We start from the raw sequence: 20,181 nt of genomic DNA on the forward strand, positions 1-20,181 counted from the left end.
AAGCGCGGACCTCGGCGGGTCAGTTGGCCGCGCAGTTATGGCAGCGGCCGGTAACCTCGATAACGGGACGAATGGGCGTGAAGCCCGCACGGTCGGCGGCGCGGCGCACGCTGTCCGTCAGCACGTCGTCGTCGATATGCGTCGTCTCTCCGCAACCGTCGCAGACCAGGAAAATGCAATCGTGGCGGCACGCCGGATGCGCGTTGACCACATAGGCGTTAGCCGTTTCGACCCGCTGCGCGAGATTCTTCGCCACGAACAGGTCGAGAATGCGATAGACGCTATTGGCCGCGACGCGCCGATCTTCCGATCGGGATATCGACTCAGCGACATCATAAGCGGAGGCGGGCCGCCCGAACGCGGCCAAAGCGGCGAAAACGTTCGCGCGCATCGGCGTCCATTGCTCTCCCGCCTTTTCAAGCGCGTGCTGCGCCTGAAGTGCAAGCTCCGCGCCGTCGGCAATCCTGTGATCGTGCGTATGCGCCATGCTTCCCAGATAGGCCGGACCGGCTCCTGCCACAAGTTTGCCCCCCGATTGCGCCGCAGCGCCCGCCGCGCCATAGCGCTCCGGTGGCACGCCCTTCCCGCCTTCAGCCCCGCCCCCGCTTATTGGCTCTATGGCTCTTCATCGTCGCGGCGATGGTCTTCGCGATCGTGGTGGTGGGAGGCATTACCCGGCTGACCGAATCGGGACTGTCGATCACCGAATGGGATCCGCTGCTGGGCGTCTTCCCCCCGCTGAACGAGGCGCAATGGCAGGCCGCGTTCGATGGCTACAAGGCCATTCCGCAATATCATGCCTTCAATACGGGCATGTCGCTGGAGGCCTTCAAGCACATCTATTTCTGGGAATATATCCATCGGCTGCTGGCGCGGACGATCGGTACGGTGCTGCTGATCATCCTGGTGGTCTTCTGGTGGAAGCGCTGGATCCCCAAGGGGTTCGGCTGGCGCACGATCCTGATCTTCGCGCTCGGCGGGCTGCAGGGGCTGATCGGCTGGTGGATGGTAGCATCCGGGCTCGAGGTGCGCACCGAAGTCAGCCATATCCGGCTGGCCATCCATTTGCTGGCCGCCATGCTGATCTACGCCGTGTTGATCTGGACGGCTCTCGACCTTCTGGCGCTTTCGCGGGGTGTGCGCCATGTGAAGCTGCGCTTCTGGGCGTTCCTCGCGATTCTGGCGCTGGCATTGCAGCTCGTTCTCGGTGCGTTCACAGCGGGCTTGCGGGCAGGCTATGCGTTCGCATCCTGGCCTAAGATGGGGGACAGCCTGTTCCCGGCGGGCGGTTGGGCATCCGGCCAAAGTCTTGGCTTCAATCTGTCCTCCAATCCTGTCGTGGTGCAGTTCCAGCACCGATGGTGGGCGTGGGCGGTCGCGATCGCCGTCATGCTGTTGGCCTATGCCGCCTATCGCGCCGGCCGCCCGCTCCGCGCGCTGACGATCGTCGCGCTGGTCCTCATCCAGATCGCGTTGGGGATCGAAACCCTCCTGAGCGGCGTGGCCTTGCCCATCGCGGTCACCCATCAGGCAACCGCGGCGCTGCTGCTGGCGGCGATGATCTGGGCGGCACATGGTATTGGAACACCACGGCAGGCGCGCCGCATTTAGACAGGTATCATAATACCACACGAATTTGGCCCGGATTTGCTTGACTTTTCTGGGCTCACGACGCATTTGGCCGCCCGTCGGCGCCGTCAAGAGCCCGATCGTTTGAGGCGAAGCGTTCTGCGCTGCGCCGATGACGTGAATCGGGCTCTCATCAATGGTGACCTTGATTCACGCCCCAGGCAAAGCCTGGGACGATCACGGTCTTGGGGCGGCGCGATTGTTTTTAGGGCCGGCCCGCAGCGGACCGCCCCACATCATAAGGTCATGTCCATGAGGGCGCTCTCGAAGCAGACCAAGTCGGCGACGCCGTCGACGGTCGAAAAGAAATGGCATCTGATCGATGCGGAGGGGCTGGTTGTCGGCCGCGTCGCATCGATCATCGCCAACATCCTGCGCGGCAAGCATAAGCCGAGCTTCACGCCGCATATCGACTGCGGCGACAATGTTGTCGTGATCAACGCCGACAAGGTGCGGTTCACCGGCCGCAAGGTCGAGCAGAAGGTCTATTACAAGCACACCGGTTATGCCGGCGGCATCAAGGGCGTCACGGCGGCCAAGGTGCTGGACGGCAAGTTCCCGGAGCGCGTGCTGGAGAAGGCCGTCGAGCGGATGATCCCGCGCGGCCCGCTCGGCCGCGCCCAGATGCGCAACCTGCGCATCTTCAAGGGTGCCGAGCACGACCATGAAGCACAGTCGCCCGAGCCGATGGATATCGCGGGCATGAACCGCAAGAACAAGGTGGGCGCATAATGTCCGACACCCGTCAGTCTCTCGCCGATCTGGCGAACCTCACCGGCCAGGCTGCTGCTGCGGCTCCGGCCGCACCGGCCGCCAGCGCGGCTGCGTCTGCGGACGCTGGCACCGATGAGGTCGTTTCCAATTCCGGCCCCGCGCCCGAGCCGATGCCGCTGCGCGAGCAGATCATCGACAAGCAGGGCCGTGCCTATGCCACCGGCCGTCGTAAGGATGCGGTTGCCCGCGTCTGGATCAAGCCCGGTTCGGGCAAGATCACGATCAACGGTCGCGACCAGGAAATCTATTTCGCGCGTCCGACGCTGCGCCTCGTCATCAACCAGCCGTTCGGCGTTGCCGAGCGTGATGGCCAATATGACGTGATCGCAACCGTCACCGGCGGCGGCCTTTCCGGCCAGGCCGGCGCGGTCAAGCACGGCATCGCCCAGGCTCTGACCCGCTATGAGCCGGTGCTGCGTGCGCCGGTCAAGGCAGCAGGCTTCCTGACGCGCGACAGCCGCGCCGTCGAGCGTAAGAAGTACGGCAAGGCGAAGGCCCGCCGCAGCTTCCAGTTCTCGAAGCGCTAAGCGTCTCGCCTTCAACAGGCAGCGAAAGGCGGTCCCGCAAGGGGCCGCCTTTTTCGTTTCTGCCGGAGCGATCACGGGGGCGATCTGGCTTTGCCGCGCTGCGCCCTGCTGTGGCCGATCAGAAACGGAACTGGCCGAACAGACCGATCTCTCGGTAGCTGCCATGGCCGCCGGTCAGCAGCCCCGTCGGGTTGGGGCCGCCGATCACGCCGTTTTGCGTTCCGAAGATGCCGTTATCCACCGCCTCATGCTTGTAGACGAGCGCCAGGTCCACAAGCTTCACCGGCTCCCATTGGACACCGAAGTTGTAATATTGATCCTTCAGATTGTCGTTGGTCGTCTGAGTCGGCTTCACCCAGTCGTAGCGCCCGAATATGCTCCAGGTCGGCGCGAAGTTCACATTGCCGAACAGGCTATAGCCATCGGTCGTGTCGGTCGCGACGGTGGTGACGTTGTTCCAATTCCGGGAGTGGTAATATTCGACGCCGGCGTTGAGGAGCTTGTTCTTGTAACCCACCAACGCGTTTGCGCGCGTAGCCTTGTGCGGGGTCGGCGTGCCTTCGACATTATTCCCGCGGTCGCCAGCATAGCCGCCGGCACCGGCATAGAATCCGTGATAATTGACCGACACGCGCCCTTCGACGTCGACCGATCGCGTCACTTTGACATTACGATAGCCGCCCCCGTCGACGACCGAGATTTGGTAGCTGACCAGCCCCTGCCCGAAATCGCCGAGCACATGCACGCCCCAATCCGCCGAGATGCCGAAGTTGGTACGGTCGATCAGCGTATTTTCAATGTGGCGATAGCCATAAGCGCTCTCGGAGAAGGGAACCCACGGCAGATCGGCGGCACCCAGGCGTATGATCAACGCGGGGTTGAGCTTCGCCTGAAGATAGGCCTTCTTGATGTAGAAGCCCTTCCCGACCAGTGCAGGAAGGTTGGTGCCCTCGGGCGTGCCGGTCGAGGTGAAGTTGGCATTGTTCACCTGCCCGACCACATTGGATACGTCCATGGTCAGATTGCCCGCGAACACCGGGCTGAATGTATGATCTACACCAAGATAGAAGCGTTTGATGTTGAAGCCGGTCCCGTTGAGGGATCCCGCTCCGGTTGGCTTCGCGCCATTGACCTTGTCCTGGATGTTCGAAAAATTGAAGTACATCCGCCCGGAGATGGTGGTCGAATCCCACCATTTGTCTTTGATAAAGGTCGCCAGCTCCGTTTTCGCTGCTGCCGGTGCCGCTTTCGCCGCCGCCGTCGCGGCGTTGTTCGCTGCCGTCTGTGCCGCGCTCGCGGCCGACTGCGCTTGAACGGCCTGCGTTGCCGCGGCGCTCGCCGCCGATTGGGCGGTTGTGACGGTGGCGGTGGTCTGCCGCTGCGCCGCCTCGGTGGCATTCAGGCGGGCGGCGAGATCCGCCACCTGCTGCCGCAGCGCCTGAATCTGCTTAAGAAGCGCCGTATTCGAGCTGTCCGGGGTCGGCACGTGATGTACGGGTTTTGCAGAAGCGGGGGAAGCGGCAAGCCCCAGGGCACCCAGCCCCGCACCGACAAGCAGCGTTTGACGACGGCGCATTCGCTAACCCTCCAGGCCGCTTTCGCGAGCAGGCACGGCAGAACTAGAGAGCTTTTATGACACTTATGTGATGACGGGCGGGTGTTCACGACGTGATGGACAAACCTTCCCATATCAGCATTTCAATCAATATTATGACCGTAACATTACAATTTCATGGAAACTGTAACATTACCGGCGAGTCGCTGTTGCAGTTGCGCTCTTTGTAACATCTCTGTCGCATTCACCCGCTAGCTGCGGCCCCAACGGGATCAGAGATCCTACACCTAAGGGGCAATCGAACATGCGTACTTCTTCAGGCTTCCGCCTGCGACTCCTGCTGGGAGGCGCATTGGCGGCCGTCATCGCATCTGGCGCACATGCAGCGCCCGCCGCGCCTGCCGCCGATCCGGCTCCGGCAGCCGATGCGCCGGCAGTGGAAGGCATGCAGGGGCTCGACGAAATCGTCGTCACGGCCACCAAGCGCGAAACCAATCTTCAGAAGACACCGGTCTCGATCAGCGTCGTCGACACACAGCAGATCAAGGATCGCCACGTCCAGAGCCTGTACGACCTCGCCGACGGCGCCGTCCCCAGCTTGCGCGTCGCCACGTTTGAAGCGCGCCAGTCGGCATTGACGATCGGCATCCGCGGCATTGTTCCGCTCGACGCCAACCAGCCGGCGCGCGAACAGGGTGTCGGCGTCTATATCGACGGTGTCTACCTCGGCCGCCAGCACGGCTTGAACGCGGCATTGTTCGACGTCGAGCGTGTCGAAGTGCTGAAGGGCCCGCAGGGCACTTTGTTCGGCCGCAACACGGAAGGCGGCGCGCTCTCGATCGTCAGCAAGGCGCCGACGGGCGTGTTTGGCGGCCGCATCGACGGCGGCATCGGCAATCTCGGCTCCTATAACGGCGGCATTCACCTCGATTTGCCGTCGGTCGCCAACTTCTCGGTCAAGATTGACGGCGTCATTCAGCATCAGGATGCCGTGACGAAGAACCCGCTCGAGGGTCAGGCCGGCTTTGGCTATTTCAATCGTAAGGGCCTGCGCGGCACGGTCCGTTGGCAGCCGATCGACGGCATCACCAACGACTTTTCCGCGGACGTCGCGCGCGATGAAAACACGCCCTTCTACAGCCAGCTGCTCAACTACAATCCCGCCGGCTGCCTGAGCGGCGGCACCAATGCCGCACCGCTTGCCATCCCGGCGGGCAGCGCCTGCACCCTGCCCGGCACGGCCTTCACCGGCACATCCGGCACGATCAAGCCGCTGCTTCCCGGTGTTGTCGTGAACGGCGATTCCCTGATGCGTACCGCCGACATCGGCGTTCCGCAGAAGAAGAGCGTCGACAAGACGCACGGCTTCACCAACACCTTCAAGTGGAAGATCTCGCCCGAAATCGAATTGCGCTCGATCACCGCCTGGCGCGGTGTCGATGTGCAGCAGTGGGACAATTCCGGCGGAGCGCATCGCGTCCCCGTCGTGAATCTCACGGCCGCCTGCACCGCGGCCGCGCCCTGCGGGTTCAGCCGTTACAGCCTGGCCGATCTTCACCAGGATCAGTTCAGCCAGGAATTCCAGGCGGTCGGCACGGTTGGCAGCATCGACTACGTCGCCGGCCTCTATTATTTCAACGAGCGCGTCAGCGACGACGCCGCGACCCCCAACTCGATGGGCGCGATCGCCACCGTCAACAACGGCGTCGTCACCGGCGCGACCTATGTCCCGATCCCCTTCTGCACCGGGTCGACGCCTGATTTCGTCGGCGAAGCGGTCAATGGCTGCTCGATCGACCGCGCATCGGAAGTTCGCTCGCGTAGCTACGCCGCTTATGGCCAGCTGACCTGGAACGCGACCGACGCGCTGCACATCACCGCAGGCGGCCGCTACACCAAGGACAAGAAGGAAGGCATCCTCACCTACTCGCGCAACATCAATTATCAGACGAACACCGCCGCCGCGACGGCGAACGGCTACAAGCCGCTCGACAAGACCTGGAATCGCTTCAACCCGATGGTCACCGTCGCCTACGATTTCAGCGACACGATCCACGGCTACGCGAAATATGCGACCGGCTATCGCGCCGGTGGCGCCAGCTCACGGACGTCCAATTACCAGGCGTTCAACCCTGAAGACGTGAAGAGCTATGAAGTCGGTCTGAAGACGGACTTCTGGAACCACCGCGCGCGCTTCAACATCGCCGGCTACATCATGGATCGCAAGGACAGCCAGGTCGACCTGAGCACGATCCAGCCGACAGCGACCGGCAATTTCAACAACCTGGTCACGTTCAATGCGCCGGGCAACACCAAGATCCGCGGTATCGAAGCCGATCTGACGGTGGCGCCGGTCGAGGGCCTGACCCTGAACGCCTCCTACGCCTACACCTATACGAACGTCCCGGCCGTGCCCGTCACGTACCGCGAGTTCACCTCGGCGGGCGTACCGACCGGCAACGCGACCACGGTGAACCAGAAGTTCTACATCGTGTTCACGCCGCGTAACGCCGCGAGCGGATCGATCGATTACAAGCTGCCGCTGGGCAACAGCGACGCGTCGGTCCGGTTCCACCTCGACGCCAACTACGCACAAGCCACCCAGGCGTTCGATCAGTTCGCAACCAAGGCCGATGCCTCGTTCATCGTGAACGGCCGCATCTCCTTCGCGGACGTGCAGCTGGGCAGCGGCAACCAGAAGGTCACCTTCGGTATCTGGGGGCGCAACCTGTTCAACAAGCATTATGTGTATCGCCGCGACCCGTCGAACAGCCTGCCGGCCGTGCAGACGGCAGCCGCAGCGGGCGTGCCGAACATCGTCTTGGTCGGTAACAACAGCAACATTCTGGGCGACTACGGCAACTTCAACACGCCGCGTACTTTCGGCCTGGACGCAACCGTCCACTTCTGATCGCCGCAGACCAACAAAAAAGGCCGCCGGGTTCGCCCGGCGGCCTTTCTTTTGTCCGCGTCCGCGGGCTGCGCTCAGCCAGCCGGATCCCACAGCGGCTCGATCACGCCGGAGTCGGGATAGGCGACCAGCATATCCGCATCGTCAGACAGCGTGAGCGGAACGTCGCCCGTCACCAGCCATGCGCCGCCGGCTTCCAGCGGGCCATTGTCGATCTGACCGCCGCCGGACATGGGCACGAGCCACAAGGGCCGCCCATCGCTCTTCAACGTGCCGCTGCCGCCGCCGCTCCAGCGCTCCAGCACGAACTTCGGCCCGTCCGCGAGGATCGTACGCCCTTCGGCAATGGCGTGCGGCTTGTACGGCGCGACATAGGGCACCGGATTGCTGGAGGCGACGCCCGCATCCAGATGCAGCTCGCGCGAACTGCCATAATCGTAGAGGCGATAGGTCAGGTCGACATTCTGCTGCACTTCGATCAGCGTCAGCCCAGGCCCAATGGCATGGACCGTTCCAGCGGGCGTATAGAAGGAATCGTCCTTCTTGACTGCCTTCCAATCCAGCAGATGTTCGATCGAGCCGTCCTCGGCCGCCGCACGCAGTTCGTCCCGCGTCATCGGGTGCAGCGTGCCGATCGCGATCGAAGCGTGCGGATCGGCGGCCAGGATCACCCAGGCTTCATCCTTGCCACGCGGATAGCCCTGCTTCTGGGCGGTCGCGTCGTCGGGGTGGACCTGAACCGACAACCTGTCGCTCGTGAACAGATATTTGATCAGCAGCGCCGGTCCGTCGGTGCTGCCGTCCTGCTCGCCGGGCACTTCGAACCAGATCTCGCCGATCGGCGCGCCACCTTCCGGCACGGGATCGAAGGCGGGCCAGAGATCGCGTCGGCCCCACGGCTTTTCGACGCGCTTGATGGTCAGGCGGGTGGCAGGCATGTTTCAGTCTCCCGGGATAAAGTGAGCGCTACGGAACGCCTCATGCCGTCGAACGTCGGGGAAAGCGATGACGTTCCTGCGCACGATGCGGCGATTGCTGATGCTGGCGCTGATCGCATCGACCGGCGTGGCGCTGATCCTCGTCTATCTGCTTCCGAACCTCGCGCCGGAGGACCTGCCCTGGACCCCGCTCGACCTCGACGCGCCGGTAGGTCGGGCCACGGCCGGCAAGATCGCCCAGCTGGAGGGCGCCGCCTGCCGCACCCTGCTCAACGAGGCCGGGATCGCCCACCGCGCCTTGCCGGTTCGCCAGCAAAATATGTGCGGCTTCGACGACGGCATAGCGCTCGAAAAGCGGCGCGGCGCGGCGCTTTATGCGCCCGATGAACCCCCTTTGGCCTGTCCGGTGGCGGCCGCCCTGGTCCTATGGGAGCGGCGCGTCGTACAGCCTGCCGCCGAGCAGCACTTTCGCACACGGGTCACCCGGATTGATCATTTCGGCACCTATGCCTGCCGCCGGATGTATGGGCGCAATACCGGCAATTGGAGCGAACATAGCCGCGCCCGCGCGATCGACATTGCCGGTTTCGTGCTCAGCGATGGACGCCGTATTACAGTTGCAGCTGATTGGAACCGGGATGGCCCGTCCGGCCAGTTCCTCCATGATGTTCGGGACGGTGCCTGCCGCATCTTCGCGACCACCCTTTCGCCGGATTACAATGCCGCGCACCGCGACCATTTCCATTTGGATGAAGCCCGGCGCGGCGGCCTATGGACGGCCTGTCACTAAGCCAAACCGCCATCAGCCTCATCGACCTCGCGTCAGGACCGACAGACGCTTAATGCGGCAGCGGCTGCTCGATCTTGTCGACCCATTCCGGAAAGAAACAGGGCTGGCGGCTGGACCAGCCGGGCGCCGTCGCCGCCGCCTCGCTGATCGATTGGAGGAGGATGCGCCGCTTCTCCGGATGGAGGTGGGGCAGCGCAGCCGCCGCACAGAAGGCGCCCGGCAACCAGGGCCGTACCCCGCCGCCGATCAGCCGCTCGTAAAGAAACCGGTAGGAGGCGAAGCTCGTCAGGCGCCCCTGGCCCAGATCGAACGCGGTGATCGTGACCAGCGGCGAGAAGAAGGGCTCCATCTGATCGAGGCCGCTATCATCGGGAAGATGGTCGCGGATCTGATCGAGGCGGGCGTAGATGCGCGACTGGGCCTTAATGCTGGCGGCCTCCACGACGTCGCGCGACCACAAGGCCATCGCGTCCTGCCGGGCCAAGCCGATATCGAGCGAGCGGCGCACATAACGCTGTGTCGCTGCTGAGAAGCCGGCAAATTCCTTCATTTCCGCCAAGGACATTGCGCCATCGGCCGGTCTCATCTGAACGCCCATCTCGCCCTCCCATCAAAGAGAAGAACGCAGGGTGGTAACGTGCCGATGCTTACCGGGCCGTTAACCCTGTGTCGCTAGCTCTGACGGTAGAGAATCATGGATCGTGTTGCGGCGCAACATGTCATTATTGCAACAGATGACAAAATTGCGACGAGACGCGCCGCAGCTCGCCCTCAATGCTCTCCGGCAAGTCGGGCTTCTTCCTCCGGATCATAGCCGGACGAGGGAGCGGGATCCTTGCCCTTGCCGGGCTGCGTGCTCGATGGCGCGTCGGATCCGGGGAACGTCTCGTCGAGCTCGATCTCCAGCTTGGCATCCTCGTCGCTGGGATCGTTCTGCAATGCCTTGATGTCACCTGCATCCAGCGCACGCCGCACGGCGGGCTGCTGCAGATCGTCCGGATTGTCGTGGTCTTGCGAGCTGTCCTGGTTCATTCCCCGTCTCCTCGGTTGCACAACGACGGTTGCGGCCGGCCGTTCCTGCTTGCTCCGCATCAAACGCTCGAACATGGTAATTCTAGCTGATCCTTGAGGTTTTCGTCCCGCCATGCGCCACCTGCTGTTCGCTGCCCTGTTCCTCGCCCTGTCCGCACCCACGCTGTCCGCCCCCGCGCTTGCCGCGGATGAAAAGTCCGCCGACAAGATCGAACCTACGCCGCTGCCCGCCGACAAGACGGTGCGGCAAAGCGCCGTCATCGGCGGCAAGGCCTTGTCCTACGACGTCACTGTCGGAACGATCCCTGTGGAGAATGCGAAGGGGAAGAAGATCGGCGAGGTGGTCTATACCGCCTATACCGTTCCCAATCGCGGCGCCGGCCGCGCCGTCACCTTTGCCTTCAATGGCGGGCCGGGCGCGGCATCCGCCTTTTTGAACCTAGGGGCGATCGGGCCGAAGCGCGTGCAATTCGGCGCGCAGGGGGATGCACCCTCCGACAGCGCGGTTGCGCGGGACAATCCGAACAGCTGGCTGGATTTCACCGATCTGGTGTTCATCGATCCGATCGGGACCGGCTTTAGCCGTACGCTGGAGGAGGACGCCGATACCAAGCGCGACTTCTACACGGCCAAGACCGATATCGAATATCTCAGCCGGGTCATCTTCGACTGGCTGAACAAGAATGGCCGCATGACGTCGCGCCATTATCTCGTGGGCGAAAGCTATGGCGGCTACCGCGTGCCCCGCGTCGCTTATTATCTGCAGAGCCGGCTCGGGGTCGGCCTGAACGGCATTACGATGGTGTCCCCTTATTTGAACCCGCAAGCGGTCGACGGGGACGACAATGCGCTGTCGCCCCTCCCCTATATGGTCTCGCTGCCGTCAATGGCGGCCGCCAATCTGGAGCGGCAGGGCAAGCTTTCGAGCCCCGCCTCGCTGGCCGAAGTGGAAGCCTATGATCGCGGCGAGTTCGCGACCGATCTGTTCCGCGGCCGATCCGACCCGCAGGCGATCGAACGGCTGACCGCCAAGGTCTCCGCTTATACCGGCCTCGATCCCGCGCTCGTCCGGCGCAGCGAGGGGCGGATCGATATTCGCACCTATTTGCGGGAAATCCACCGCCGCGAGGGCAAGATCGGGTCGATCTACGATTCCAACGTCACCGCCTATGATCCCTTTCCCGGCGCGGCGGATCAGCGGTCGAACGATCCTATCCTGGATGCGATCATTGCGCCTACCACCAGCGCTGCAGTGGACCTGATGACCAATCAGGTCGGCTGGAAAGTGAATGCGCGCTACAATCTGCTGTCCTACGACGTGAACAGCGCCTGGGATCGCGACAATAGCGATTCACCGGTTGCCGATCTGCGCAAGGCGATTGCCAACGATCCGAAAATGCAGGTGGTGATCGCCCACGGCATGGACGACCTGTCCTGCCCCTATTTCGCCAGCCGGTTGATCATCGATCAGATGCCGAGCTTCGGCGTGGCACAGCGCGTCAACCTGAACCTCTATGCGGGCGGCCACATGTTCTACAGCCGTGGCGAAAGCGCGCAGGAGTTCCGCCGCGACGCCATGGCGATGTATTCGAAGTAAGGCCGCCGCAGGCAGACGAAGCGTTCCCGGCGGGCACGTTAACAACGGTGAAATAGGGGTGGTGGTGGGTTGACCCAGGCCACGTGAGCGACCATGTGCCTAATCGGAGTGAATCGATCCGATTAGAAGCTGATGCGTCTGTCCAACCTCGCCGATTATGCTGTCGTGATGCTCGCCGCTGCGGTGCGACGTAACAGCGCGCGCCTGAGCGCGACCTGCCTGGCGGAGGAAACGGGCGTCCCCCTGCCGACCGCGCAAAAGCTGGTCGGGCGGCTGGCTGCGGCAGGGCTGATCGTGTCGTCCCGCGGCAGTGGCGGCGGCTTTCGGTTGGCACAGGACGCATCGGATATCAGCCTCGCCGACATCGTCGAGGCGGTCGAGGGCAAGATCGCGATGACGACCTGTGTCGATCATGGCCGTCACGATTGCGCGGTCGAGAAGACCTGTCAGGTGAAGCCGCACTGGAACGCGGTCAATGATGCGATGCGCGGCGCGCTGGCGGGCGTGAGTTTGGCGAGCTTGGCGCAATTACCCGTTCGCCCTGAGCCTGTCGAAGGGCTGTCCTTCGCTTCGGACGATGTGAACAACAGGGCTTCGACAGGCTCAGCCAGAACGGTGCAGGTATAATCATGGCTACCAAGAATGCCGAGGCCTATGCGGCCGTCGAGAAGACCTACGAGTGGGGCTTCACCAGCGACATCGAGCAGGAATTCGCGCCCAAGGGGCTGAACGAGGACATCGTCCGCTTCATCTCGGCCAAGAAGGGCGAGCCGGAGTGGATGCTCGATTATCGGCTGAAGGCGTACCGCCATTGGCTGACGATGGAATCGCCCGACTGGGCCAAGCTCAACATCCCGCCGATCGATTATCAGGACGCTTATTATTACGCCGCGCCCAAGGAAAAGCCGAAGCTTGGCAGCCTGGACGAGGTCGATCCCGAAATCCTGCGTGTCTACGAGAAGCTCGGCATCCCGATCGAGGAGCAGAAGATGCTCGCCGGCGTCGAGGGCAGCCGCAAGGTCGCGGTTGACGCGGTATTCGACAGCGTCTCCGTCGCGACGACTTTCCGCGCAGAGCTCGAACGCGCGGGCGTCATTTTCCGCTCAATCAGCGAGGCGCTGAAGGAATTTCCCGATCTCGTCCGCAAATGGCTCGGCAAGGTCGTGCCGATCCACGACAATTATTTCGCGGCGTTGAACGCGGCGGTCTTCTCCGACGGCACCTTCGTCTACGTGCCCGAAGGCGTGCGCTGCCCGATGGAATTGAGTACCTATTTCCGCATCAACGCGGCCAATACCGGTCAGTTCGAGCGCACGTTGATCGTCGCCGACAAGGGCGCCTACGTGTCCTACCTCGAAGGCTGCACCGCGCCGATGCGCGACGAGAATCAGCTGCACGCCGCCGTGGTCGAACTGGTCGCGCTCGACGATGCGGAGATCAAATATTCCACCGTGCAGAATTGGTATCCCGGCGATGCCAACGGCATTGGCGGCATCTACAATTTCGTCACCAAGCGCGCGCTCTGCCAGGGCCGGAACAGCAAGGTATCTTGGACGCAGGTCGAAACCGGCAGCGCCGTCACCTGGAAATATCCGAGCTGCGTGCTCGCGGGCGAGAATAGCATCGGCGAATTCTATTCGGTGGCCGTCACCAACAATCATCAGCAGGCCGACACCGGCACCAAGATGATCCACCTCGGCAAGGGCAGCCGCTCGACGATCGTGTCGAAGGGCATTTCGGCGGGCAAATCGGATAACACCTATCGCGGCTTGGTACGGGTCGGTCCGACCGCCGAAAACGTCCGTAATTTCACCCAGTGCGACAGCCTGCTGCTCGGCTCCGACTGCGGCGCGCATACCGTGCCCTATATCGAGGTGCGCAACCCGACCGCGCAGATCGAACATGAGGCGACCACCAGCAAGATCAGCGACGACCAATTGTTCTACGCCATGTCGCGCGGCCTGGATCAGGAGGCCGCGGTCGCCCTGATCGTCAACGGCTTCGCCAAGGAAGTGCTGCAGCAGCTGCCGATGGAGTTCGCGGTCGAAGCGCAGAAGCTGCTGGGGATCAGCCTTGAAGGATCGGTTGGATGACCATCCCTGGCCCTGTCATGCCGGACTTGATCCGGCATCCCGCGTCTTCTGCGGCAGGGGAAGCGAGTGGGACCCCGGCTCAAGTCCGGGGTGACCACGCAAATATGATGAGCGCGGATTTCGGAAATTAAGATGCTGAAAATTGAAAACCTTCACGCCGAAGTCGATGGCAAGCCGATCCTCAAGGGCCTCTCGCTCTCGCTCAACGCTGGCGAGATCCATGCGATCATGGGACCTAATGGCGCCGGCAAGTCGACGCTCGGTTACGTCCTGTCCGGGCGGCCCGGGTACGACGTGACCGAGGGATCGGTGACCTTCCAGCCCAGCACTGTTCGCCCTGAGCCTGTCGAAGGGCTGTCTTTGGCTTCGGCAGATGTCGCACAACAGGGCGGCGCTTCGACAAGCTCAGCACGAACGGATGCGGGGCCAGTGGACCTGCTCGAGCTGGCGCCGCACGAGCGTGCCGCCGCGGGCCTGTTCCTGGGTTTCCAATATCCGGTCGAAATCCCCGGCGTGTCGAACCTGCAATTCTTGCGCGAGGCGCTGAACGCGCAGCGGCGGGCGCGCGGCGAAGAGCCCTTGTCCGGCGGCGACTTCCTGAAGCTGGCGCGCGCGCAGGCAAGCGCGCTCGGGCTGGATGCGGAGATGCTCAAGCGTCCGGTCAATGTCGGCTTTTCGGGCGGCGAGAAGAAGCGCGCCGAGATGGTGCAGATGGGGATCATCGATCCCAGGCTCGCCATCCTCGACGAAACCGATAGCGGGCTCGACATCGACGCGCTGCGGGCCGTCGGCGCGGGCATCAACACGATCATGCGCAAGCCCGACAAGGCGGTGCTGCTCATCACCCATTATCAGCGCCTGCTCGATTACGTCCGGCCGGACTTCGTCCACGTCCTCGCCGGCGGTCGCATCGTGCGGTCCGGTGGCCCCGAACTGGCCCATCAGCTGGAAGCGGAAGGCTATGCGGAGATCGCGGCGTGATCAGCGTAGCACGTAAACTCTTTCCCCCCTTATGGGGGAGAGATGGAGAGAGGGGCGCGTCGCGTCTGCGGCGCAATAGAACCGCTTTCCGCGTAAATTCAGGCTCGCGGGCATCGAGCCCGCTCGCCCGAACCCCTCTCCCTAACCCTCTCCCACAAGGGGAGAGGGGATGAACGCACATAATCTCCCCACGCGCCGCGACGAAGCCTGGCGCTATAGCGACTTCGCCGCGCTCCAGGCGGTGTGGCCGGTGCCGGTGCCGGACAAGATCATCGTCGCGGCGGGCGAGAGCCGGCAGGTGAGCCTGGTGCAGGACGCCGCCGCCGACGCAACCGCGGTTCGCGACTATACGATCGAGGTTGGCGTCGGCGCGTCGTTCGCGATGCAGCTGGTCAATAGCGGTGGCCGCCTCGGCCGGGTCGCACTCGATGTGACCCTGTACGAAGGCGCCTCGTTCGAACTCGATGCCGCGCTGATCGCGGGCGGCGAGCAGACGATCGAGCTGGTCACGACGGTGCGCCATTTCGAGGCGAACGCGACCAGCCGGCAGACGGTGCGCGGCATCGCCGGAGCAAGCTCGACCATTTCCTATCTCGGCAAGGTCGCGGTCTCGCGCGACGCGCAGAAGACCGATTCCGTCCAATCGGTGAAGGGCATGCTGCTCGATCGCAGCGCGACCGTGAACGCTAAGCCCGAACTCGAAATCTACGCCGACGACGTGAAGTGCGCGCACGGCGCGACCGTCGGCGAGCTGGACGCGCAGGCGCTCTTCTATCTCGCCAGCCGCGGCCTGCCGCCGGCCGACGCGAAGGCCTTGTTGCTGCGCGCCTTCGTGAGCGGCCTGTTCGACGGTGCCGAAGACGCGGCGCAATTTACCGCGGCGATTGATGCCGCGCTGGAGCGGGTGCTGTGAACGAGCATGCCACCTTCGACGGGCAGGCGCGCGCGCTGGACCTGGTGTCCGACTTTCCCGCCATCCCCGCCGGCTGGGCCTATCTCGACACCGCCGCCACCGCGCAGAAGCCGCAGCCGGTGCTCAATGCGATCGCGCGCGCTTATGGCGAAACCTACGCCACCGTGCATCGCGGCGTGTATCAACGCTCCGCCGACATGACGCTTGCCTATGAAGCGGCACGGCGGCGGGTGGCGCGCTTCATCGGCGCGGGATCGGACAGCGAGATCGTGTTCGTGCGCGGCGCGACCGAGGCGATCAACCTCGTCGCGCAAAGCTGGGGCGGCACGCACCTGAAAGCAGGCGATCGCATCCTGCTCAGCCAGCTCGAACATCATTCCAACATTGTGCCGTGGCAGCTGCTGCGCGATCGCGTCGGCATCGAAATCGAGGTGGCGCCGCTGACGCAGGACGGCCGGATCGATCTCGACGCGGTCGAGACGATGCTGACGCCGCGCCACAAGCTGGTGGCACTCGCGCATGTCTCCAACGTGCTCGGCTCGACCCTCGACGTGCGCCGCGCCGCCGATCTCGCGCATGGCGTCGGCGCCAAATTGCTGGTCGATGGGTGCCAGGCGGTACCGCGTCTCGCGGTCGACGTGGCCGCGCTGGCCTGCGACTTCTACGTTTTCTCCGGCCACAAATTGTACGGACCGACCGGCATCGGTTGCCTGTGGGCGCGGCCGGAACTGCTGGAGGCGATGCCGCCGTGGCAGGGCGGCGGATCGATGATCGACAAGGTCAGCTTCGAACGCACCACCTATGCGCCGCCGCCGACGCGGTTCGAGGCGGGAACGCCGCACATCGTCGGCGCGCTCGGGCTCCACGCCGCGATCGACTATGTCGAGGCGATCGGGCTCGATGCGATCCACGCGCATGAGACGGCGTTGGTCCGCCAGACCCGCGCGGCGCTACGCGACCTCAATAGCGTAACCTTGTTCGGGCCGGAGGATTCGGCCGGCATCGTCAGCTTCGCGGTCGAGGGGGTTCATCCCCACGATGTCGGCACCATATTGGACGAGGCACAGGTCGCGATCCGCGCCGGCCATCATTGCGCGCAGCCGCTGATGGAGGTGCTGGGGGTACCGGCCACGGCGCGGGCAAGCTTCGGCGTCTATAACGGCCCGGCCGATGTGGACGCACTGGTCAAGGGTATCGAGCGGGTAAGGCGTATCTTCGGATGAATGAGGAACGGAAGATCGAGATCGAGGAATTGAGCGCGGCGCCCCCCGCCCCGCCCAAGGCGCGCGCCGATGACGTTGCGGATGAGGCCGCGCGCCCCCGCGATTATCTGACGGGCTTTCTGCAGCCTGCGCCGGCGGTCACGCCCGGGGAAGTCGGCGGCGATCTCTACGAGCGCGTGATCGATGCGTTGAAGGAGATTTACGATCCGGAGATTCCGGTCAACATCTACGATCTCGGCCTGATCTATGGGGTCGATATCAGCGACGACGGTCATGTTGCCGTGACGATGACGCTCACGACGCCGCATTGCCCCGTCGCGGAATCGATGCCTGGCGAGGTCGAACTGCGCGTCGGATCGGTCCCGGGCGTCGGGCTCGCCGACGTCAACCTCGTCTGGGATCCGCCATGGGATCCGCAGAAGATGTCCGACGAAGCCAAGCTAGAATTGGGGATGCTGTGATGCTTACCCCGAACACCGTTCGTCCTGAGCCCTTCGACGCCGCCTGCGGCGTCGCTCAGGATGAACTACGTCGAAGGACGTATCCCGCCGTTTGCCCCACGTGCTTCGCCTTCGCCCAGCACCAACGGAGGTTTGTATGAGCACGGTCCTTCGTCAACGTCCCGCCGCGCTCACGCTGACGCCCTCCGCCGAGGGGCGCATCGCGCATCTGATGGCGCAGGCGCCCGAGGGTGCGATCGGCGTCAAGCTATCGACCCCGCGCCGGGGCTGCTCGGGCCTTGCTTATTCGGTCGATTACGTGAGCAGCGCCAGCCCGCTCGACGAGAAGGTGCCGACGCCCGGCGGCGACCTGTATGTCGACGGCGCCAGCCTGCTCTACCTGATCGGCAGCAAGATGGATTGGGTCGAGGACGATTTCTCGGCGGGGTTCGTCTTCGCCAATCCCAATGCCAAGGGCAGCTGCGGCTGCGGCGAAAGCTTCACCGTCTAGCAACCGCGGCGGCGCCCGGCGCGCAGATACTAGCAATTTGCCGCCACCTGACGCATGGGGCGAAACGACGTGCCGGCCTAGCTCAGATGGTAGAGCAACCGCCTTGTAAGCGGTAGGTCGTCGGTTCGATTCCGACGGCCGGCACCATTTTTCCCCGCGATCGATATCCTGCGCACGCTGTGCCCCATATCTATTCCCTAGTCGCCTGATAGGAATTATTTCTTTGCCCCGCCCGACGGCTGGCTAAGAAACGCCCAGTGACAAGGGCACCCGACATGGCTGATCTCTCCGCGCTGCCCCCCGGCAGCTATTGGAATATCGACGACATCACGGCCGGCCTGCGCGAGGCGCGGCAGCGCTGGCGCGACGCCCATCGCCGCAACACCGAACATGGCGCCGTCGGCTTCCCGTCGCGGCACGATCTCGACAAGATCATGGCGGCCTTGTGCGGCGCCTTGTTCCCGCTGCGTCTCGGTCCCAGCTTCGTGCGGCTGGAGAATGAGGACGCCTTCGTCGCGCAGACCCTGCAGACGGCCTTGGCGCGTATCTATGGCCAGATCCGGCTGGAACTGGCCTATGCGCGATCCGAGACCACGTCCGAGCGGATCGATGCGGATGCGGCCCATATCATCGGCCAGTTCGCTGCCGCGCTCCCTGCCTTGCGGGAGTTGCTGGACAGCGACGTCGAAGCCGCCTTCGCCGGCGATCCCGCCGCGCTGAGCGTGGACGAGGTGCTGATCTGCTACCCTTGCGTCCTCGCGATCATTCACCACCGGCTGGCCCATCTTCTCCATGGCCTCGGCGCGCCGTTGGTGGCGCGGATCATCGCCGAGATCGCCAATTCCAAGACCGGGATCGATATCCATCCCGGCGCGCAGATCGGGCGGAGCTTCTTCATCGATCACGGCACCGGCGTCGTCATCGGCGAAACCGCCGTGATCGGCGAACGCGTCCGCCTCTATCAGGCGGTCACGCTCGGGGCGCGCGGCTTCCCGGTGGACGATGACGGCGTGATCCAGCGTGGCCTTCCCCGACATCCGATCATCGAAGACGGCGTCGTTATCTATGCCGGCGCGACCTTGCTCGGGCGCATCACGGTCGGCCGCAATTCCGTGATCGGAGGCAATGTCTGGCTGACGGAGAGCGTGCCGCCGGACAGCTATGTCGATCAGGCGCGCGCCCGTTGCTTCGCCGCGGGACGCGATCTGGCCGACGATGAGGACGGCAAGGTTCACTCGATCAGGGGGCATTGAGTGCGGACGATGATCGCCACGGCGCTGGCCGTCCTTGCGGCGGTCTCCCCGGCCGCCGCGCTGACCTTGCTCAACGTCAGCTACGATCCCACCCGCGAACTCTATCAGCAGATCGACCCGTTATTCGTCCGGGCGTGGAAGGCGAAGACCGGGCAGGATCTGGTGATCAAGCAATCCCATGGCGGATCGGGTGCGCAGGCGCGATCCGTGATCGACGGTAGCCCGGCCGATGTCGTGACGCTGGCGCTGGCCAACGATATCGATCAGATCGCCGACAGGGGCCTGATCGCGCCCGATTGGCAAAAGCGTCTGCCGCTCAACGCGACGCCTTATTATTCGACGATCGTGTTCCTCGTCCGCGCGGGCAACCCCAAGCATATTCGCGACTGGAACGATCTGGTGAAGCCGGGCGTGGGCGTCATCACGCCCAACCCCAAGACCGGCGGCGCACCGCGTTGGACCTATCTTGCCGCCTGGGGCTATGCCAGCAAGACCTATGGCCAGGACAAGGCACGCGAGTTCGTGCGGCGCCTGTACAAGAATGTGCTGATCCTCGATTCCGGAGCGCGCGGCTCCGCCACCACGTTCATTCAGCGCGGCCAGGGCGACGTGCTCCTGACCTGGGAGAATGAGGCGCTGCTCGCGATCAAGCAGGCGCCGAAGGGTGCCTATCAGATCGTCTATCCGTCGCTGTCGATCCTGGCCGAACCGCCGGTGGCGGTGGTCGACCGCAATGTCGCGGCCCACAAAACCAGCGCCGCCGCCGAAGCCTATCTGCGCTTTCTCTACACCCCGGCCGCGCAGGAGATTGTCGCGCGCAATTTCTACCGCCCCCGCAACCCGGCGGTCGCCCGAAAATATGCCGCCCGGTTCCCCAGCCTGAAATTGTTCACGGTCGACAAGAATTTCGGCGGCTGGCGTCGCGTCCAGAAGGCTCATTTTGCCGATGGCGGCGTTTACGATCAGATCGTCGCACAAAATAACCGGTAGGCGAACTGCCGGAAAATAAAGGGA

At 63.9% G+C, this 20,181-nt stretch carries 20 protein-coding genes and 1 tRNA gene; 16 read left to right on the plus strand and 5 right to left on the minus strand.

Annotation, left to right across the window (positions count from 1 at the left end):
- Positions 1–19: 19 nt before the first annotated feature.
- Positions 20–487, minus strand: coding sequence for a Fur family transcriptional regulator (locus ACOJSI_RS12640; protein WP_420138682.1), 468 nt, complete (start codon positions 485–487; stop codon positions 20–22).
- An 83-nt stretch (positions 488–570) separates the two neighbouring features.
- On the opposite strand from ACOJSI_RS12640, the gene ACOJSI_RS12645 reads away from it, so the two are divergent.
- The 3 genes from ACOJSI_RS12645 (at position 571) to rpsI (ending at position 2,930) form a co-directional block, all read left to right on the plus strand.
- Positions 571–1,611, plus strand: coding sequence for a COX15/CtaA family protein (locus ACOJSI_RS12645; protein WP_420138652.1), 1,041 nt, complete (start codon positions 571–573; stop codon positions 1,609–1,611).
- 270 nt (positions 1,612–1,881) lie between these two features.
- Positions 1,882–2,361, plus strand: coding sequence for a 50S ribosomal protein L13 (rplM, locus tag ACOJSI_RS12650; protein WP_420138653.1), 480 nt, complete (start codon positions 1,882–1,884; stop codon positions 2,359–2,361).
- Positions 2,361–2,930, plus strand: coding sequence for a 30S ribosomal protein S9 (gene rpsI, locus ACOJSI_RS12655; RefSeq protein WP_420138654.1), 570 nt, complete (start codon positions 2,361–2,363; stop codon positions 2,928–2,930). The genes rplM and rpsI overlap by 1 nt, the downstream gene beginning before the upstream one ends.
- A gap of 118 nt (positions 2,931–3,048) precedes the next feature.
- Here the strand turns inward: rpsI and ACOJSI_RS12660 are convergent, their stop codons facing one another.
- Positions 3,049–4,506: a hypothetical protein gene (locus tag ACOJSI_RS12660; RefSeq protein ID WP_420138655.1), complete on the minus strand. Its 1,458-nt coding sequence runs from the start codon at positions 4,504–4,506 to the stop codon at positions 3,049–3,051.
- Positions 4,507–4,789: 283 nt separating this feature from the next.
- Here ACOJSI_RS12660 and ACOJSI_RS12665 point away from each other — a divergent pair, with 283 nt between their 5' ends.
- Positions 4,790–7,396 carry a TonB-dependent receptor gene (locus ACOJSI_RS12665; protein ID WP_420138656.1) on the plus strand — a complete coding sequence of 869 codons (2,607 nt, stop codon included), beginning with the start codon at positions 4,790–4,792 and terminating at the stop codon, positions 7,394–7,396.
- 74 nt (positions 7,397–7,470) lie between these two features.
- Here the strand turns inward: ACOJSI_RS12665 and ACOJSI_RS12670 are convergent, their stop codons facing one another.
- A complete protein-coding gene (locus ACOJSI_RS12670; protein ID WP_420138657.1) occupies positions 7,471–8,334 on the minus strand; it encodes a class I mannose-6-phosphate isomerase in 864 nt (287 codons plus the stop codon).
- Between the two features lie 67 nt (positions 8,335–8,401).
- On the opposite strand from ACOJSI_RS12670, the gene ACOJSI_RS12675 reads away from it, so the two are divergent.
- Complete coding sequence (locus tag ACOJSI_RS12675) at positions 8,402–9,124, plus strand: extensin family protein (protein ID WP_420138658.1); 723 nt, start codon at positions 8,402–8,404, stop codon at positions 9,122–9,124.
- A gap of 49 nt (positions 9,125–9,173) precedes the next feature.
- On the opposite strand, the gene ACOJSI_RS12680 is transcribed toward ACOJSI_RS12675, so the two are convergent.
- Together ACOJSI_RS12680 and ACOJSI_RS12685 are read right to left on the minus strand one after the other, a co-directional pair.
- Positions 9,174–9,722 (minus strand): hypothetical protein, encoded by a 549-nt coding sequence (locus ACOJSI_RS12680; RefSeq protein WP_420138659.1) that lies wholly within the window; start codon positions 9,720–9,722, stop codon positions 9,174–9,176.
- 173 nt (positions 9,723–9,895) lie between these two features.
- On the minus strand, positions 9,896–10,156 hold the full coding sequence (locus ACOJSI_RS12685) for a hypothetical protein (protein ID WP_420138660.1): 261 nt from the start codon (positions 10,154–10,156) through the stop codon (positions 9,896–9,898).
- A gap of 112 nt (positions 10,157–10,268) precedes the next feature.
- On the opposite strand from ACOJSI_RS12685, the gene ACOJSI_RS12690 reads away from it, so the two are divergent.
- The 11 genes from ACOJSI_RS12690 to ACOJSI_RS12740 all read left to right on the plus strand — a co-directional run bounded on the left by ACOJSI_RS12690 (position 10,269) and on the right by ACOJSI_RS12740 (position 20,157).
- Positions 10,269–11,753: a S10 family peptidase gene (locus ACOJSI_RS12690; RefSeq protein WP_420138661.1), complete on the plus strand. Its 1,485-nt coding sequence runs from the start codon at positions 10,269–10,271 to the stop codon at positions 11,751–11,753.
- 132 nt (positions 11,754–11,885) lie between these two features.
- Positions 11,886–12,380: an SUF system Fe-S cluster assembly regulator gene (locus ACOJSI_RS12695; RefSeq protein WP_420138662.1), complete on the plus strand. Its 495-nt coding sequence runs from the start codon at positions 11,886–11,888 to the stop codon at positions 12,378–12,380.
- A 2-nt stretch (positions 12,381–12,382) separates the two neighbouring features.
- The gene (gene sufB / locus ACOJSI_RS12700) at positions 12,383–13,846 is read left to right on the plus strand and encodes a Fe-S cluster assembly protein SufB (RefSeq protein ID WP_420138663.1); all 1,464 of its coding nucleotides are present in this window, start codon (positions 12,383–12,385) and stop codon (positions 13,844–13,846) included.
- Positions 13,847–13,978: 132 nt separating this feature from the next.
- Complete coding sequence (sufC, locus tag ACOJSI_RS12705) at positions 13,979–14,827, plus strand: Fe-S cluster assembly ATPase SufC (protein WP_420138664.1); 849 nt, start codon at positions 13,979–13,981, stop codon at positions 14,825–14,827.
- A 169-nt stretch (positions 14,828–14,996) separates the two neighbouring features.
- Positions 14,997–15,740: a SufB/SufD family protein gene (locus tag ACOJSI_RS12710; RefSeq protein WP_420138665.1), complete on the plus strand. Its 744-nt coding sequence runs from the start codon at positions 14,997–14,999 to the stop codon at positions 15,738–15,740.
- Positions 15,737–16,963 carry a cysteine desulfurase gene (locus tag ACOJSI_RS12715; RefSeq protein ID WP_420138666.1) on the plus strand — a complete coding sequence of 409 codons (1,227 nt, stop codon included), beginning with the start codon at positions 15,737–15,739 and terminating at the stop codon, positions 16,961–16,963. The genes ACOJSI_RS12710 and ACOJSI_RS12715 overlap by 4 nt, the downstream gene beginning before the upstream one ends.
- Positions 16,960–17,424, plus strand: coding sequence for an SUF system Fe-S cluster assembly protein (locus ACOJSI_RS12720; RefSeq protein ID WP_420138667.1), 465 nt, complete (start codon positions 16,960–16,962; stop codon positions 17,422–17,424). Before ACOJSI_RS12715 ends, ACOJSI_RS12720 begins: the two co-directional genes overlap by 4 nt.
- Before the next feature lie 136 nt (positions 17,425–17,560).
- On the plus strand, positions 17,561–17,914 hold the full coding sequence (locus ACOJSI_RS12725) for a HesB/IscA family protein (RefSeq protein ID WP_420138668.1): 354 nt from the start codon (positions 17,561–17,563) through the stop codon (positions 17,912–17,914).
- 71 nt (positions 17,915–17,985) lie between these two features.
- Positions 17,986–18,061: transfer RNA gene (locus tag ACOJSI_RS12730), tRNA-Thr, on the plus strand.
- 128 nt (positions 18,062–18,189) lie between these two features.
- On the plus strand, positions 18,190–19,167 hold the full coding sequence (gene epsC / locus ACOJSI_RS12735) for a serine O-acetyltransferase EpsC (protein ID WP_420138669.1): 978 nt from the start codon (positions 18,190–18,192) through the stop codon (positions 19,165–19,167).
- 9 nt (positions 19,168–19,176) lie between these two features.
- Complete coding sequence (locus ACOJSI_RS12740) at positions 19,177–20,157, plus strand: sulfate ABC transporter substrate-binding protein (RefSeq protein WP_420138683.1); 981 nt, start codon at positions 19,177–19,179, stop codon at positions 20,155–20,157.
- Positions 20,158–20,181 lie beyond the last annotated feature (24 nt).

The organism is Sphingomonas sp. (assembly GCF_048595155.1).
Taxonomy (GTDB): Bacteria; Pseudomonadota; Alphaproteobacteria; order Sphingomonadales; family Sphingomonadaceae; genus Sphingomonas_I.